Below are 14,084 nucleotides of genomic sequence, written 5' to 3' on the forward strand. Positions count from 1 at the left end.
CCTCTTTCAGATACAATGAACGTAGACACCAACGCTCCATATCCTGCATCGGTTCTGGTTGTTGATGACAACCCTCGTAACCTACAGCTTATTTCCACTCTGCTTGCTAAGTCGGGCTATAAAGTTAGTGCAGTGAACAGCGGGATTAAAGCAATTAAATTTGTTAAAGAGAAAAAGCCGGATCTCATACTGCTGGATGTTATGATGCCGGAAATGAATGGTTATGAAACCTGTAATCAAATCAGGCTTGATGCTGAAGCGGATGAAATCCCCATAATTTTCCTTACAGCCAAAAGTGAGATTGAGGATATCATTACCGGTTTCAAGCAGGGCGCCGTTGATTACATTACAAAGCCCTTCAAATCAGAGGAAGTGTTAATCCGACTGAAAACCCATCTGCAGCTCAGAGCTTCCAGAGCGCAGCTTAGAGAAAAAAATGCGGAGCTTGAAAAGCTTAATAAAGAACTAATTGAAACCCGCGCCATAATCAAAGAAGATGCTAATCGGCTTAAAGCGCTTAATGCCGAAAAGGACCGTTTTTTTTCTATTATAGCACATGATTTAAGGGGGCCGCTTTCCGGTACTATGGGGCTGGCCGAGATTCTTTCAAACAATGCACGTGATATCTCAATCGAAGACATTGTTGAGTACTCAACTGCCTTATACTCAAGTACATCTGATATGTACAAGCTGTTGCTCAATCTGCTCGACTGGGCACGTTTGCAAATGGGATTGGTGAGTTATAAGCCGACAGACATCAAAGCAACACAGCTGATTCAGGAGGGCCTCAGCATGTATGAGGCCATGGCAAAAGAAAAGAAACTAACTATAAATCAGAATGTTGAAGACGACCTCACCCTTTATGTTGATCATAACATGATTAACAGTATAATGAGGAACCTCATCTCTAATGCCATTAAGTTTACCCCTAAAAACGGAAAAATAGAAATACGTGCCTTTAGTAATTCCCCCGATACAAGTATTATCGAAGTAAGCGACTCAGGTATTGGAATTCCGCTTTACATGCAGGATAAGCTCTTTCGTTTGGATGAAAATGTTTCAAGATCTGGCACAGAAGGTGAAGAAAGCACTGGAATCGGACTATTGCTGTGCCGGGATATAGCAGAGAAGAATAAAGGGAAACTTTCCTTCGAAAGTGAAGAAGGTATAGGTTCAACTTTTCGGGTGGAATTACCTGCTATAAAAGCTGAGTAGGGTACTCAGCTTTTAAATTTAGTTTTTCAATGCTTATGATGCGGGTTCTTGCAGCTGTGCGTGTGCTTTGAGTTTTTGTAGGTAACCCAAGCAAGCCCGAGGGCGCCGCTAACCAGAATTACAAGCTCAGCCAGATGTTCAAAAGAGGCCATGTGTACACCTGATGCCGAATGATCATGGCTGAAGCCAAATTGCCCGGTAAGCAGTAAAAGTACACTCGTTAGGTACACGGTTAGATACGTTTTGTTCTTGTGCCGCATCCATGTTGGGAAAAAACCAAAAGCGCTAAGGGGCACTACCGTGAGTATCAAAATCATTTCAAATGTGCTACCCGTAAAGAAACTCATAGCAGGTAGTGCTACGATCAGAACGGGAACAGCAAGGCAGTGAATGATGCAGATACTTGATAAGTATATACTTAGCTTGGAAAATATATTTACTTGAGATATAGCTTTCATAGTTTATTTGCAGACCGGACAGGTACCATGCAGCCGGATTTCGTGTTGTTTAATGCTGAACCCTTCGAGCTCAGCCTTTTTTAAGTCAATCTGCTTTTCCTCTATCGGAAAGCAGTAAATTTTATCGCAGGCTTCACAGATGAAGTGTGCATGCGGCGATTCATGATGCTCGTGCTGATGATTATGCTGCTGTACGTCTTCACTGTAAATTGCATAGAGCCAGTTTCGCTCGTCTGTTGCAACTTTGTGTGCAAGGCCTACCTCGACAAAAGTATTAAGCGTTCGGTAAAGCGTAACTTTATCCAGTTCGAATGCCTCGAGCGCGTCCGTTATCTGGGAATGTGACATAGCTATGCGCGACTGCAGGAGCAGGTCAAGTACGCAAAGTCTTACCTTCGTTACTTTAAGATCGAATTCTCTCAGGATTTGCTTTAACTGTTCGTCGTTCATAAGTATCTGAAGTTAACTATAATGCAACTTAGTTGCAATAATTTAGTTTTCACTGTTAACCAAAATACGGTTTTTGGGTTGATTTATCACCATACATGCAACTAAAGTGCACTCTAACAGTTGTTGTTGCAACAGTGTTCATCTGGGTAAAAAAAACAAAGTAAATGCTCCTCTTATCCTTATTCCGACAGCTATTGTTTATTTACAGGTTGACATTGCCCCGTCGGTAAACTAACTTCGGCACATGAATTTTAAAAGCACAGCAAATTCCTGGTGGTGGTTGTTCGCAGTTGCGGATTAGCTTTGTTGTGCCCTTAAACCGTTACCATACAAAGCCCGCGTCGATTAAGTCCGATAGCGGGTTTTTTGTTTTTTCATAAATCTCATACCCAAGACATTGATGGACCGATCACAGTTTCATGAATTCGCCAAAACCTGTACGGCTATTCCGGTTTGGCGCATGGCGATGGCGGATACCCTAACGCCGGTTTCTGTTTTTCTTCGCATCCGGCAGCGGGCGCAGTTTCCCTTCCTGTTCGAATCTGTGGAAGGAGGCGAGCAGCTGGCCCGGTATTCTTTCCTTGGCAAAAATCCGTATCAGGTGTACCGCTTTTACGAGAACAGGGCTACGCTCGAAAAACGAGACGGCACCGTTCATGAGCTCGGAACTTCCTACTACGACAGTCTGCGGCCGCTCACCCAAACCTATGTTGAGCCCAAAATTCCTGACCTGCCCCGGCTTACGGGCGGAGCTGTCGGTTTTTCGGCTTATGACACCATCCGGCAAACCGAGCACCTGCCCGATGTGCCGCCGGATGATCTGGACCTGCCGGATGCCGTGTGGGCTTTTTATGATGAGATTTTTGCCTTCGATCACGTGAAGCACCGCATCGTGATGCTTAAAACCGTTTTTACGCAAGGGCTCGATGAAGAAGCATTGAACACCGCCTACGACGATGCGCAGCTTGCCCTCAGCAGGATGGAGGCCGAACTTTCGCTTTCCTACGAGCAGCAAACCCCGCTCGAAATAACCTCGGAGTCGATTTCGAGCAACTTCACGCAGCAGCGTTTTCATGAAGTGGTTGAAACCGCCAAGCGGCATATCTATGAAGGCGATATTTTCCAGGTTGTGCTTTCGCAGCGGTTCAGCAGCGGCTTCAGCGGTGACCGTTTCATGCTTTACCGCGCGCTGCGGATGGTGAACCCCTCACCTTATTTGTTTTATTTGGATTTTGATGATTTCGCCCTCGTCGGCTCATCGCCGGAGGTGCTGGTTTCCGTGCAGGAAGGCGTTACCAAGGTATTGCCGATTGCGGGTACGCGGCCGCGCGGCCGCAGCACGGAAGAAGATGCCCGCTTTGCTGCTGATCTCGCTGCCGATGCCAAAGAAGTTGCCGAACACGTGATGCTCGTTGACCTCGGCCGGAACGACCTCTCCCGGATTTGCAAACCCGGCATGGTGCGCGTCACCAAAGATCAGATTATCGAGCGGTACTCGCATGTGATGCATATCGTGAGCGAAGTTACCGGTCAGCTCGCCGGCGGCTCAACCGCCGTTGATGCCCTGCAGCACTGTTTCCCGGCCGGTACCGTGAGCGGCGCCCCGAAGGTGCGCGCCATGGAAATCATCGATGCCCTCGAGCCGGTTAAGCGCGGTCCCTACGCCGGCGCCGTCGGCTATTTCGACTTCTCCGGAAACATGGATACCTGTATCGCCATCCGTACTATGGTTGCAACCCGCGATACCGTGTACATTCAGGCCGGCGCGGGCATCGTAGCCGACAGCGTACCCGAAAGCGAGTATCAGGAAACACATAATAAAGCGAGAGCTCTTTTTGAAGCGCTGAAACTATCCATCAGCATGTAACACATCATCCGAAAATTTTCCCAACACGATTTTATTTTCCGTTTATGAGCACATCCCCAGATAAAAAACCCGTCATTCTGTCGGGAATTACCCCCTCCGGCAGGCTTCATGCCGGAAACTATTTTGGTGCCATGAAGCAGCACCTCGAGTACATCGAAAAGGGAGACGCCTTCTATTTTATCGCAAATTATCACGCCCTCACTTCCCTGCGCGACGGCAAACTGCTTGAGCAGTACACCCTTGATGTCGCCCTCGACTACCTCTCCCTGGGTCTCGATCCCGAAAAGTGTACGTTTTTTGCGCAAAGTGATGTGCCCGCCGTCACCGAACTTTCCTGGATTCTCGGCACCCTTTGCCCGGTCAGCCTGATGGAAAAAGGCGTGGCTTACAAAGACAAAGTTGCGCAGGGGCTGCTCCCGAACATCGGCCTGTTTACCTACCCGATTTTGCAGGCGGCCGACATCCTGATTTATCACTCCGATATCGTGCCGGTGGGTGCGGATCAGAAGCAGAACCTCGAGTTTGCCCGCGACCTCGCGCAGAAGCTGAACCACACCTTCGACGGCGAGTACCTCAAACTGCCCGAGCCGTACATTGTGAAAGATGTGGCCATTGTTCCCGGCATCGACGGGCGCAAGATGAGCAAATCGTACAACAACCACATTTTCATTTTTGATGAAGGCAAGGTGCTAAAAAAGAAAATCATGAGCATCCTCACCGATGCAACTGCCCTCGAAGACCCCAAAAATCCGGATAGCTGCAATGTGTTCAGCCTGATTAAGCTGTTCGCAACTCCGGATAAGCGGGAGGAAATCCGGGAGGCGTACCTTGCCGGCGGCTATGGCTACGGACATGCCAAGAAGGAACTGCTTGCGCTGTTTAGTGATTACTTTGCTGAAGCCCGCGAGCGCCGTAAAGAGCTCGAAAAAGCCCCGGATACGGTGCGCGACATCCTTCGTGAAGGCGGCCGCAAAGCCCGCGAACGGGCCGAACAGGTGATGCAGCCCATCCGCGAAGTAACCGGCATCATCCGCACTCACTAACTTGTTTTTACTTCAGATATGATTCTCATAATTGATAACTACGACTCCTTTACCTACAACCTCGTGCATCTCGTGGCGCTGCACACCGACGACTACAAGGTTGTGCGGAATGATGCCATCACCCTTGAGGAAGTCAAAGCCCTGGCCCCGGATAAAATTCTGATTTCGCCCGGACCGGGGCGTCCGGAGGATGCCGGCATTTCTGAGGCCATCATCCGGGAGCTGGGCCCGACTACGCCTGTGCTGGGCGTTTGCCTCGGTCATCAGGCCATCGGGCAGGTTTTCGGGGCAACCGTGGGTTACGCTCCAAGCCTGATGCACGGCAAAACCTCCATCATCGAGCACCAAAGTGACGGGCTCTATCATAACGTGGCGCAGCATTTTACGGCAACCCGCTATCACTCGCTGGTGCTGAATCCCGAAACCATCCCCGATGTGCTCGAGGTTACCTGCAAAACACCCGACGGCGTTGTGATGGGGGTGAAGCACAAATCTTTCCCCATCGAAGGCATTCAGTTTCATCCGGAAAGTATCCTCACAACGGAGGGACCCAAACTGATCGAAAACTGGATCAGGCAGGGCGCGCATCCATCGGAAAAAACCTCAACAGAAACGAGCTAATGCCGGAATCCATGATATTTTCTGATTTTAAGCAGGTACTGGAGCGGCTTGCTTCGGGCCGCGATTTTGAACGGGAGGAAGCCCGTCAGGCGATGGAATTCATCATCAGGGGGGAAGTGAACGAGGCACAGACCTCGGCTTTCCTGTTCGGGATGCGGCAGAAAGGCGAGCAGGCGGATGAGCTCACGGGCTTTGCCGAAGCCATGCGCGCGGCCATGATTCCGGTGCAGACCGATGTGTCCGGCGCGGTTGATCTGTGCGGAACCGGCGGAGATCACAGCGGCAGCTTCAATATTTCGACCGCCGCGATGTTTGTGGTTGCTGGTGCCGGTGTGCCGGTTCTGAAGCACGGTAACCGCAGCATTTCGAGCAACAGCGGCAGCTACGATGTGCTCGAAGCCCTCGGCGTGGCACCCGCACTTGAGGCGCCCAAAGTGAAAACCTGCTTCGAACAGACCGGCATGGCGTTTATGTTTGCCCCGCTTTTTCATCCGGCGATGAAATATGTGATGCCTTCGAGGCGCGCACTCGGCATGCGGACCTTCTTCAACATTATGGGGCCGCTGCTCAATCCCGCCGGGGTGAAGCGTCAGCTGGTGGGCACCTTCGATGAGGGTACGGCTCATTTGTGCTTCAACATTTTGCACCGTCTTGAAGCGGAGCGCATCGTAACGGTGCACTCTCAGGACGGCATGGACGAATTCAGCACGGCGGCAGATTCGCACGTGCACTACCTGCCGGCCGATCAGATCCCGACCTACATCATTTTTGGTCCGGAGCAGCTTGGCCTGAAGCGCGCAACGCACGCCGAGCTGAAAGGAGGCGATAAAGAGGTGAACGCGGAAATTATCCGGGCCATCCTCAGTGGAAAAGCGACTGAGGCACAGACCGATATCGTGCTGTATAATGCAGCGATGGGCATTTTCACCGGCGGCCTCACGGATGATTTCAAAGAGGCGCTCGAACTGGCCCGGGAAAGCGTGGGTAGCGGGAAAGCGGCCGAAAAGCTGAAGCATTTTGCCGAAGCCACACAGGAGCTGGCCCATGAGTGAATTCCCGTTTAGCCCGCCCACCATTCTCGATAAAATTGTAGCGCAAACGCGCGAAGATCTGCATCAGAAAAAGAAGAAAATTGCGGCTTCCGATTTCCGGTCATTTCCGGAGTACGAGGCTGAGCGCCGCGATTTCAAAGCAGCTTTGCGGAAGGAAGGCAGCATTCGCGTAATTGCAGAGGTAAAAAAAGCTTCGCCCTCCAAAGGCATCATCCGGGAAGATTTCGACCCGGTCCGCATTGCCGTTCAGTATGATGAGGCCGGAGCTGCGGCCATTTCCGTGCTGACCGAGCCGCACTTCTTTCAGGGCGACCTGGCCTATCTGCGGCAGATTCGTCCGGAGGTTTCGGTGCCGTTGCTGCGCAAGGATTTCATTGTGGATTTTTATCAGATTGAGGAAGCCCGTGCTTCCGGAGCCGATGCCATACTGCTGATTGCGACCATCACAAGCGGGGCGCAGCTTTCCGAGCTGCTGCATGCCGCGCAGGAAGCCGGCCTGCAGTGCCTGGTTGAGTGCTACAGCCGCGATGAGTTCGAAGCGCTCTCCTTCAGCGAAGTGAACATTGTGGGCGTTAACAACCGCAACCTCAAGACCTTTGAGGTGAACCTGCACCGCGGGCTTGAGCTGCTGGCCGAAGCCCCGAAAGAAGTCATCAAAGTGTCGGAAAGCGGCCTGAGTTCCCCCCGCGATATCGAAACCGTGCTGGAGTACGGCATCGACGCGGCGCTTATCGGCGAACATTTTATGCGTCAGCCGCATCCCGGCGACGCCCTCAAACGCCTGACTGAGCCCTTCAGCTGAGTGAGGCCCGGAACCCCATCACCCGAAAAAAACAAACACGTGTATCAGCAAGACCGCCGGACCCGAATTAAAATCTGCGGCATCACCCGCCTTGAAGATGCCCGCTTTGCAAGCGGCGCCCTGGCCGATTTCCTCGGCTTCATTTTTGTGGAAGGCACCCCGCGCTACATCGCACCCGAAAAAGCCGCCGAAATCATCAGCTGGATTGAAGGCCCGCGGGCTGTGGGGGTGTTCATGAACGAAACACCGGAGCGCATCAACGCGGTTACGGCCGACAGCGGCGTACACATGGTGCAGCTGCACGGGGAGGAGTCGCCTGAAGTGTGCCGGCAGGTGCTTGCACCGGTAATTAAAGCGTTTCGGGTAAAGCCGGGCATGAGCCGCGATGATGTGATTGAGATGCTGCGGCCCTACCGTGATGTTGCCGAATATTTCCTGTTCGACAGCTGGGTTGAGGGCGTAGCCGGCGGTACCGGGCACACTTTCGACTGGAACATCATCCGGGATTTGTCTGAAGACTGGCCCGTGATGCTGGCAGGCGGCATCAGCGCGGGGAACGTACGGCGTGCGGTAAACCTGGTGCAGCCGCACGCGGTAGATGTGTCGAGCGGCGTTGAGCTGTCGCCGGGCATCAAAGATTTCGACCGCATCGAGGCTTTGATGGATGAAATGCGCGAAATCTGGGAGGAGCAGGAGGGGATGTGAGCTTTGGGATGAGCAACAAACAAAATTCGGCCAAATCCCTTATTTTATAAGTACAGATGCCAGGCAACAAAAACTGGCTTCCTCAGAAACACCAAAATATTCATGAGCATGGATGCAAATTTTGCACAGGTTAAAAGCGCTGCTTTAAAGCTCGGTGAGAATGACCGTGCAGAGCTGGCAAAAAAGCTGCTCTTAAGCCTTGATCCAAATGATGATGATGATGTCAGGCAGGCATGGGAAATCGAATTAGAGAAGAGATTGAGTGCGGCTGAATCTGGTCAGGTTTCTTATACCGATGGTGAAGGGGTTCATAAAACAGCACGGAAATTATTTTCTAAGTGACCTTCAAATACCATCCTGAAGCGGTTAACGATTTGCTCAGTTCAGCTGAATATTATGAAAGTAAGTCCTCGGGGTTGGGTGAGGTATTTATTATTGAAGTTGAACGTGCAATTGGTTTAATAATCGAAAGTCCGGATTCCGGTTCACCTGTAGCTTTTAACAATCGTATGTATTTGTTGAAACGATTTCCTTTTGGAATCATTTATTCGACTTCCGGATCAACAATTAAAATTAATGCTGTAATGCACTTAAGGCGTAAACCAGGTTTTTGGAAAAAAAGAAATCTCTGATTTCATACCGTAATTCAAATACAAAACGCAATAACACAAATCCACAAACACAAAATCGCCCGGACTTTGAATCCGCGGGGAGGAACACATGAGTAAAAAAGGAAAAGTTTTAGTCGCCATGAGTGGCGGCGTCGATTCGTCAGTTGCAGCGGTGATGCTGCGGGAGCAGGGGTACGAGGTAATCGGCATCACCATGAAAACCTGGGACTACACCAGCTCAGGTGGCAAATCGAACAAAGAAACCGGCTGCTGCTCGCTGGAGTCGATGAATGATGCCCGGCAGGTCGCCCTCAAATACGGCTTTCACCATTTCATCGTGGATATCCGCGAGGAGTTCGGCGACTGGGTGATCGACCGTTTCGTGGAAGAATACATGGACGGGCGCACGCCCAACCCCTGCGTGCTCTGTAACACGCACATCAAGTGGACCGCGCTGATGAAGCGTGCCAATCACCTCGGCTGCGATTTCATCGCGACCGGCCACTACGCCAACGTGCGCGAGGAAAACAGCCGTTTTGTGATATCACGCGGCAAGGACTTCAACAAAGATCAGTCGTACGCGCTTTGGGGCGTTTCGCAGGAAAACCTGTCGCGCACCATGTTCCCGCTGGGGCAGTTTCACAAGCCGGAAATCCGGAAAATGGCCGAAGAGTTTGGCCTGCTGAACGTAGCCAACAAAAAAGACAGCTACGAAATCTGCTTCGTGCCCGATAACGACTACCGCCGCTTCCTCAAAAAGCGCGTGCCGGGCCTGGAAGAAAAAGTGGATGGCGGGCTTTTCGTTGATAAGCACGGCAAGGTCGTAGGCAAGCACCGCGGCTATCCGTTTTACACCATTGGTCAGCGCCGCGGGCTGCACCTGCCGATGGGCCGGCCGGTTTATGTAACGCACATCAACCCGGAAACCAACACCATCACCATTGGCGATGAAGAAGACCTGCAAAGCACTTACTGCACAGCGAAGCAGATCAACATGGTGAAATACGCGCAGGTGCCGGAAGAAGAAATGCCGGTAACAGCAGCCATCCGCTACAACGACGACGGCGAGCCCGGCTTCCTCACCCAAACCGGAGAAGACGAGCTCACGGTCCGATTCCCGAGCCCGAGAACGGCCATCACGCCGGGTCAGGCGCTGGTTTGCTACGAAGGCGACGACGTAATCGGCGGCGGCTGGCTTCACAAAGTGAAGATGGACTTCGAATAGTGCACATGGCCCGCGTTCTGCTATTTGCCGATGTGCCGGAAACATACAAGCCGAAAGCTGGTTTTGCCCTCAAAACCATGCTTTCGGCTTTTTTTCGGTATGATGACATCCGGATCGTAAACAAGCTTGCCGCCATACCGGAAGAATCAGACGCCATCCGGCTGTACTACGGCACTGACGCCCGCCGGAAAGATGACCGCTTCGATCTGCGCATTCAGATGGCGGCGAACGCGCCGGCATTTTTTGAAGGCAGAAAGGCGCGAAAGGCTGAGGATGTCATCACCCTAAACTCACCCGAAACAAATCTGCCGCTTCTTTTTGGGGATGCGGAAACAGCAGGAGAGACGCCCGCTGAGGGATACCTGCCCTGGGATGTGGTGGCTTCGGCCTTTTATTTTTTGAGCGACTGGGAAGCCTGGCTGCCCAAACGTCCCGCTGACATGCATGGCCGCCTGCCGTACAGCAGCACGCTTCAGGCAAAGCTGAATCTCGCTGACCGCCCGATTGTGAATGAATATGCAGCGCTGATTATCGGATGTATTACATCTACAAAAAATGTAGATATAAAGCCAAAAATGATTGGTGGACATGGATTTGCGGCATGTATCACGCACGACTTCGACCGCATCAAAAAACGGTATCGTGGTACTTACGTCCGGGAGTTTTTTGAAATTCCGTTTCTGAATCCGCACGGATTTACTCGTGAAGAGCGGGTCAGGCGTTTCCGGAAGTCTGTTGCTGACCTGCTGCAGCCGGGCGACGGCTATGAGCGATCCATCCTCGGGATGTTTGCATTGGAAGAAGAGCTGGGTATTAAACCGACCGTACTGGTGAAATCCATCCTCGAAAAACACAAAAACGACGCCGCTGATTACCTGAGCTATCCGTTTTTCAACACTATTTTGGAGCGTGTTGGGGAGCTTCGCGGGGAAATCGGGCTGCATGCTTCCTATGAGGCGGGCTATAACGAGCCGCTGTACCATCAGGAAATTCGTCAGCTTGAAGCGCGGGTCGGGCAAAAAATACGCGCTCACCGCTTCCACTACCTCAGATACCGGCACGAGCGCCTGCCGAGGCTGCTTTCAGCGGCGGGCCTCTTTTGTGACAGCTCGGTAGGGTGGGCTGAGCGCGCCGGATTTCGGGCGGGTTTCACGCATCCATACTTTTTGTTTGACCTCGAACGTAATGCAGCCAGCCCGGTGCTGGAAATTCCGCTGCTGATGATGGAGATGCAGCTTCTCCAAAAAATGCAGCTGAGTCCGCAGCAGGCTCTGGAGCATGCCTGCAGTCAGGCTGATATCGTGCGCAGGTACGGAGGGGTCCTTTGCTGGGATTTCCATCACCATGCCCTCGATGATGCCGAAGCGGAAGGAGCCGGCTTTTTATTTGAGCAGGCTTTGAGGTATCTTCATCACCAAAATCCCCGTTATTTAACCCTTCGTGAGGTTTATGAACACATCTGATTCTACCAAACATCTGCTAATCAGCATCTTACTGATTCTTTTCTTTGTACCAGCCGCCACGCTTAGTGCACAGCATTTTGAGGGCGAAATTACGTATGAATTTACAGACGTAACAGACGGCAGCACCGATACACTTAATATGCTGGTAGCTGAGAACAGGCTTGTGCTAAGAGGAAATGTGCGTCAATACGTAGATTTTCCGCTTTTTCGGGATACCATCACTATTCGGACAGACCGGAATGACCTGCTGATACATACCGAGACCGCTGTTGCTGCGGTAAATCTCGGTGAATTAAGCACTATTCTGCGGCAGTTCATGAACAATTCCGGAAATGCGCAGCAGCCGCAGACAGCTGACACTGACCGGCTTGCGGAGCGCACTTACCTCACGGAAACAACTGAAACGCGGCGGATTCACGGTATGCGTGCACGAAAGTTCATTCTTCACGACCGTGAAATTGAAAACCGCGAAACACATCTATGGCTCGCTGATGCGGATATCAACTGGGGAGCGTTGCTGCAGCCCGTTAATGATCTGCTGAGTACTTTTGGCGGAGGAACATCTCTCAGCTCCGTGCCCTGGGAGCTGAGTATGACCCCGCTGCTGGCTGAAGATTACGTTGGCGGGGAGCTGCGGGCAAAAGTTGAAGCTACGCAGTTTCAGTCAAGGCGCCTTTCTGCCGATGAAAAAGATATCCCGGAAGGAAAGCAGCAAATTTCGCTCTTCCAGCTGATGATGATGCAAAACTGATTTTAAGTTTTGACGCTGCCTTTAAAGCTTATGCTGTATTTTAAGACCGCTCTCAGCAAAACTTGTCAGATACCAAATACATGATTATGATTCCTAAGTCTTCCCGTTTCTTTAAAATATTTGCCCTGCTTTTTTTATTTGCAGGCACAAGCAGCTGTGCATTTATATGGCAGGATGATGGTCTCGACCGCGTACATATTGTCAGCAGTTTTGAGCCTGATTATATACGGGTTGATGAAAGCTTCGAACCCGACCCTGAAGTAAGCGAATTCATTTTAAGCTTTGCTACTGAACTCAACCGGAAAATGAACCGGCGCATTACGGTGAGCCGCGCCGTGATTGAACGGGGGCAGCCCGAGAGTCCGCTGGGAAACCTGACTGCTGATATCCTTCGTTTTATCAGCGGGCGCGAACTGGGGCAGGAAGTTGATATCGCCATTCTGAATCGCGGCGGCCTTCGAATTCCCATCCCCGAAGGCGATATTACGGTTGGTACCATGTTCGAGCTGATGCCTTTTGAGAACTACATCACCCTGCTCCGCTTCGACGGGCGGCAGATCCGGCAGCTGGCTAACGAGCTGGCGATTGAAGGCGGCGAGCCCGTAAGCGGGCTGCGTATGCGCATTGAAGGCGACCGTGCGACCGACTTGCTCATAAATGACGACCGCGTGCGGCCCGAGCGCATGTACTGGGTTGCAACCAACAACTGGCTGGCCGACGGCGGGGGGCCGCTCCCAACCCTCTGGCAGCCGCTGGAGCGCATCAATACGGAAGTCCTGATTCGTGATGCTTTTATTGAATATCTGAACACACAGCCGTACATCGAACCCAGAACCGACGGAAGAATCCGCAGATAATTTTTGAAAACCATGCTCAACAGAAGAGAATTTTTAAAGCAGATTGCAACCGCCGGGGCCGGACTCGGCCTGATCGGCCTCACGCCGGTACTCAGCTACGGCAACAGAAGGCCCTCGTCGAAGATCATCACCATCATGCACACCAACGACACGCATGCGCGTATTGATCCCTTCCCGATGGGAGCAGGCCGGTTTGAGGGGCTGGGCGGCGCAGCACGCAGAGCGGCGCTGATCAAAAAAATCCGTGAGCAGCAGCCCAATAACCTGCTGCTTGATGCCGGTGATACGTTTCAGGGAACGCCCTACTTCAATTTTTACGGAGGCGCGCTCGATTTTGAACTTATGTCTATGATGGGCTACGATGCCAGCACCATCGGCAATCACGAGTTTGATAACCGCGTTGAAGGTTTTGTGGAAGTAGCGCCGAAAGCGAATTTCCCTTTTGTGATTTCCAATTACGACTTTTCAGGAGCGCCTGAAATGGGCGTCTTCACCCGCGAGCTGATGATTAAGGATGTGGACGGTGTTCGTATCGGTATTTTTGGTCTCGGTATCGCCTTCGACGGACTCGTGCTGCCCGGCCTGCACGAAGGCGTGCGGCATATTCGTCCGCAGCTGGTCGCCCGTCAGCTTGTGCGCCGCCTCCGTGTTGATTACGGCTGCGACATGATCATCTGCCTGAGCCATCTCGGCCTTGAGTACAGCAGCTACCGGCCAAGCGATATGGTTATTGCAAATGAAGTGGACGGCATTGATCTCATCATCGGCGGCCATACGCACACCCTGCTCGACGAGCCCCGCATCGTAGAGAAACCCAGCGGCAGGCCTACGGTCATTTCGCAGGTCGGACATGCCGGGGTCGTCCTCGGTCGTTTGGATTTCGAATTTGACCGTACCAACCGCATCCGCCGCGTACTCGTTGCCAATCAGCAGCTTAATCCGGAACTTGATGACTGAATGTGAT

16 protein-coding genes are annotated in these 14,084 nt (G+C 51.9%); 14 read left to right on the forward strand and 2 right to left on the reverse strand.

Translation table 11 applies throughout. The annotated features are described in order from the left end of the window. Positions 1-15 precede the first annotated feature (15 nt). Entirely contained in the window at positions 16-1,215 is a 1,200-nt protein-coding gene (locus LAT75_RS01735; protein ID WP_291480890.1) for a hybrid sensor histidine kinase/response regulator, read from the forward strand. Between the two features lie 26 nt (positions 1,216-1,241). Here the strand turns inward: LAT75_RS01735 and LAT75_RS01740 are convergent, their stop codons facing one another. Further along, positions 1,242-1,673 (reverse strand): MerC domain-containing protein, encoded by a 432-nt coding sequence (locus tag LAT75_RS01740; RefSeq protein ID WP_291480891.1) that lies wholly within the window; start codon positions 1,671-1,673, stop codon positions 1,242-1,244. A gap of 3 nt (positions 1,674-1,676) precedes the next feature. After that, a complete protein-coding gene (locus LAT75_RS01745; RefSeq protein WP_291480892.1) occupies positions 1,677-2,123 on the reverse strand; it encodes a Fur family transcriptional regulator in 447 nt (148 codons plus the stop codon). A gap of 400 nt (positions 2,124-2,523) precedes the next feature. Here LAT75_RS01745 and trpE point away from each other — a divergent pair, with 400 nt between their 5' ends. The 13 genes from trpE (at position 2,524) to LAT75_RS01810 (ending at position 14,077) form a co-directional block, all read left to right on the forward strand. Then, the gene (gene trpE, locus LAT75_RS01750; protein WP_291480893.1) at positions 2,524-3,990 is read left to right on the forward strand and encodes an anthranilate synthase component I; all 1,467 of its coding nucleotides are present in this window, start codon (positions 2,524-2,526) and stop codon (positions 3,988-3,990) included. A 44-nt stretch (positions 3,991-4,034) separates the two neighbouring features. Then, the gene (gene trpS / locus LAT75_RS01755; protein WP_291480894.1) at positions 4,035-5,033 is read left to right on the forward strand and encodes a tryptophan--tRNA ligase; all 999 of its coding nucleotides are present in this window, start codon (positions 4,035-4,037) and stop codon (positions 5,031-5,033) included. 18 nt (positions 5,034-5,051) lie between these two features. Then, the gene (locus tag LAT75_RS01760) at positions 5,052-5,654 is read left to right on the forward strand and encodes an aminodeoxychorismate/anthranilate synthase component II (protein WP_291480895.1); all 603 of its coding nucleotides are present in this window, start codon (positions 5,052-5,054) and stop codon (positions 5,652-5,654) included. 11 nt (positions 5,655-5,665) lie between these two features. After that, a complete protein-coding gene (gene trpD, locus LAT75_RS01765; protein ID WP_291480896.1) occupies positions 5,666-6,706 on the forward strand; it encodes an anthranilate phosphoribosyltransferase in 1,041 nt (346 codons plus the stop codon). Further along, entirely contained in the window at positions 6,699-7,508 is an 810-nt protein-coding gene (gene trpC, locus LAT75_RS01770) for an indole-3-glycerol phosphate synthase TrpC (RefSeq protein ID WP_291480897.1), read from the forward strand. The genes trpD and trpC overlap by 8 nt, the downstream gene beginning before the upstream one ends. A 39-nt stretch (positions 7,509-7,547) precedes the next feature. Continuing rightward, positions 7,548-8,213, forward strand: a complete 666-nt coding sequence (locus tag LAT75_RS01775) for a phosphoribosylanthranilate isomerase (protein ID WP_291480898.1) — start codon at positions 7,548-7,550, stop codon at positions 8,211-8,213. A gap of 102 nt (positions 8,214-8,315) precedes the next feature. After that, on the forward strand, positions 8,316-8,555 hold the full coding sequence (locus LAT75_RS01780) for an addiction module protein (RefSeq protein ID WP_291480899.1): 240 nt from the start codon (positions 8,316-8,318) through the stop codon (positions 8,553-8,555). After that, complete coding sequence (locus LAT75_RS01785; RefSeq protein WP_291480900.1) at positions 8,552-8,845, forward strand: type II toxin-antitoxin system RelE/ParE family toxin; 294 nt, start codon at positions 8,552-8,554, stop codon at positions 8,843-8,845. The genes LAT75_RS01780 and LAT75_RS01785 overlap by 4 nt, the downstream gene beginning before the upstream one ends. 88 nt (positions 8,846-8,933) lie before the next feature. After that, positions 8,934-10,049 carry a tRNA 2-thiouridine(34) synthase MnmA gene (gene mnmA / locus LAT75_RS01790; RefSeq protein ID WP_291480901.1) on the forward strand — a complete coding sequence of 372 codons (1,116 nt, stop codon included), beginning with the start codon at positions 8,934-8,936 and terminating at the stop codon, positions 10,047-10,049. A gap of 5 nt (positions 10,050-10,054) precedes the next feature. Continuing rightward, complete coding sequence (locus LAT75_RS01795; RefSeq protein WP_291480902.1) at positions 10,055-11,512, forward strand: hypothetical protein; 1,458 nt, start codon at positions 10,055-10,057, stop codon at positions 11,510-11,512. Next, on the forward strand, positions 11,499-12,263 hold the full coding sequence (locus tag LAT75_RS01800; RefSeq protein ID WP_291480903.1) for a hypothetical protein: 765 nt from the start codon (positions 11,499-11,501) through the stop codon (positions 12,261-12,263). The genes LAT75_RS01795 and LAT75_RS01800 overlap by 14 nt, the downstream gene beginning before the upstream one ends. 86 nt (positions 12,264-12,349) lie before the next feature. Beyond that, positions 12,350-13,120, forward strand: coding sequence for a 5'-nucleotidase C-terminal domain-containing protein (locus LAT75_RS01805; RefSeq protein ID WP_291480904.1), 771 nt, complete (start codon positions 12,350-12,352; stop codon positions 13,118-13,120). 12 nt (positions 13,121-13,132) lie between these two features. After that, entirely contained in the window at positions 13,133-14,077 is a 945-nt protein-coding gene (locus LAT75_RS01810; RefSeq protein ID WP_291480929.1) for a metallophosphatase, read from the forward strand. The last annotated feature ends 7 nt before the right edge of the window (positions 14,078-14,084 follow it).

The sequence above is a fragment of the Cyclonatronum sp. genome, assembly GCF_022565315.1.
Taxonomy (GTDB): domain Bacteria; phylum Bacteroidota; class Rhodothermia; order Balneolales; family Cyclonatronaceae; genus Cyclonatronum.

What these genes read in the sequence shown, in the direction of transcription:
- LAT75_RS01735 (WP_291480890.1), top strand. Translation starts at nt 16, where the DNA reads ATGAACGTAGACACCAACGCTCCATATCCTGCATCGGTTCTGGTTGTT.
- LAT75_RS01740 (WP_291480891.1), bottom strand. Translation starts at nt 1,673, where the DNA reads ATGAAAGCTATATCTCAAGTAAATATATTTTCCAAGCTAAGTATATAC.
- LAT75_RS01745 (WP_291480892.1), bottom strand. Translation starts at nt 2,123, where the DNA reads ATGAACGACGAACAGTTAAAGCAAATCCTGAGAGAATTCGATCTTAAA.
- trpE (WP_291480893.1), top strand. Translation starts at nt 2,524, where the DNA reads ATGGACCGATCACAGTTTCATGAATTCGCCAAAACCTGTACGGCTATT.
- trpS (WP_291480894.1), top strand. Translation starts at nt 4,035, where the DNA reads ATGAGCACATCCCCAGATAAAAAACCCGTCATTCTGTCGGGAATTACC.
- LAT75_RS01760 (WP_291480895.1), top strand. Translation starts at nt 5,052, where the DNA reads ATGATTCTCATAATTGATAACTACGACTCCTTTACCTACAACCTCGTG.
- trpD (WP_291480896.1), top strand. Translation starts at nt 5,666, where the DNA reads ATGATATTTTCTGATTTTAAGCAGGTACTGGAGCGGCTTGCTTCGGGC.
- trpC (WP_291480897.1), top strand. Translation starts at nt 6,699, where the DNA reads ATGAGTGAATTCCCGTTTAGCCCGCCCACCATTCTCGATAAAATTGTA.
- LAT75_RS01780 (WP_291480899.1), top strand. Translation starts at nt 8,316, where the DNA reads ATGAGCATGGATGCAAATTTTGCACAGGTTAAAAGCGCTGCTTTAAAG.
- mnmA (WP_291480901.1), top strand. Translation starts at nt 8,934, where the DNA reads ATGAGTAAAAAAGGAAAAGTTTTAGTCGCCATGAGTGGCGGCGTCGAT.
- LAT75_RS01795 (WP_291480902.1), top strand. Translation starts at nt 10,055, where the DNA reads ATGGCCCGCGTTCTGCTATTTGCCGATGTGCCGGAAACATACAAGCCG.
- LAT75_RS01800 (WP_291480903.1), top strand. Translation starts at nt 11,499, where the DNA reads ATGAACACATCTGATTCTACCAAACATCTGCTAATCAGCATCTTACTG.
- LAT75_RS01805 (WP_291480904.1), top strand. Translation starts at nt 12,350, where the DNA reads ATGATTCCTAAGTCTTCCCGTTTCTTTAAAATATTTGCCCTGCTTTTT.
- LAT75_RS01810 (WP_291480929.1), top strand. Translation starts at nt 13,133, where the DNA reads ATGCTCAACAGAAGAGAATTTTTAAAGCAGATTGCAACCGCCGGGGCC.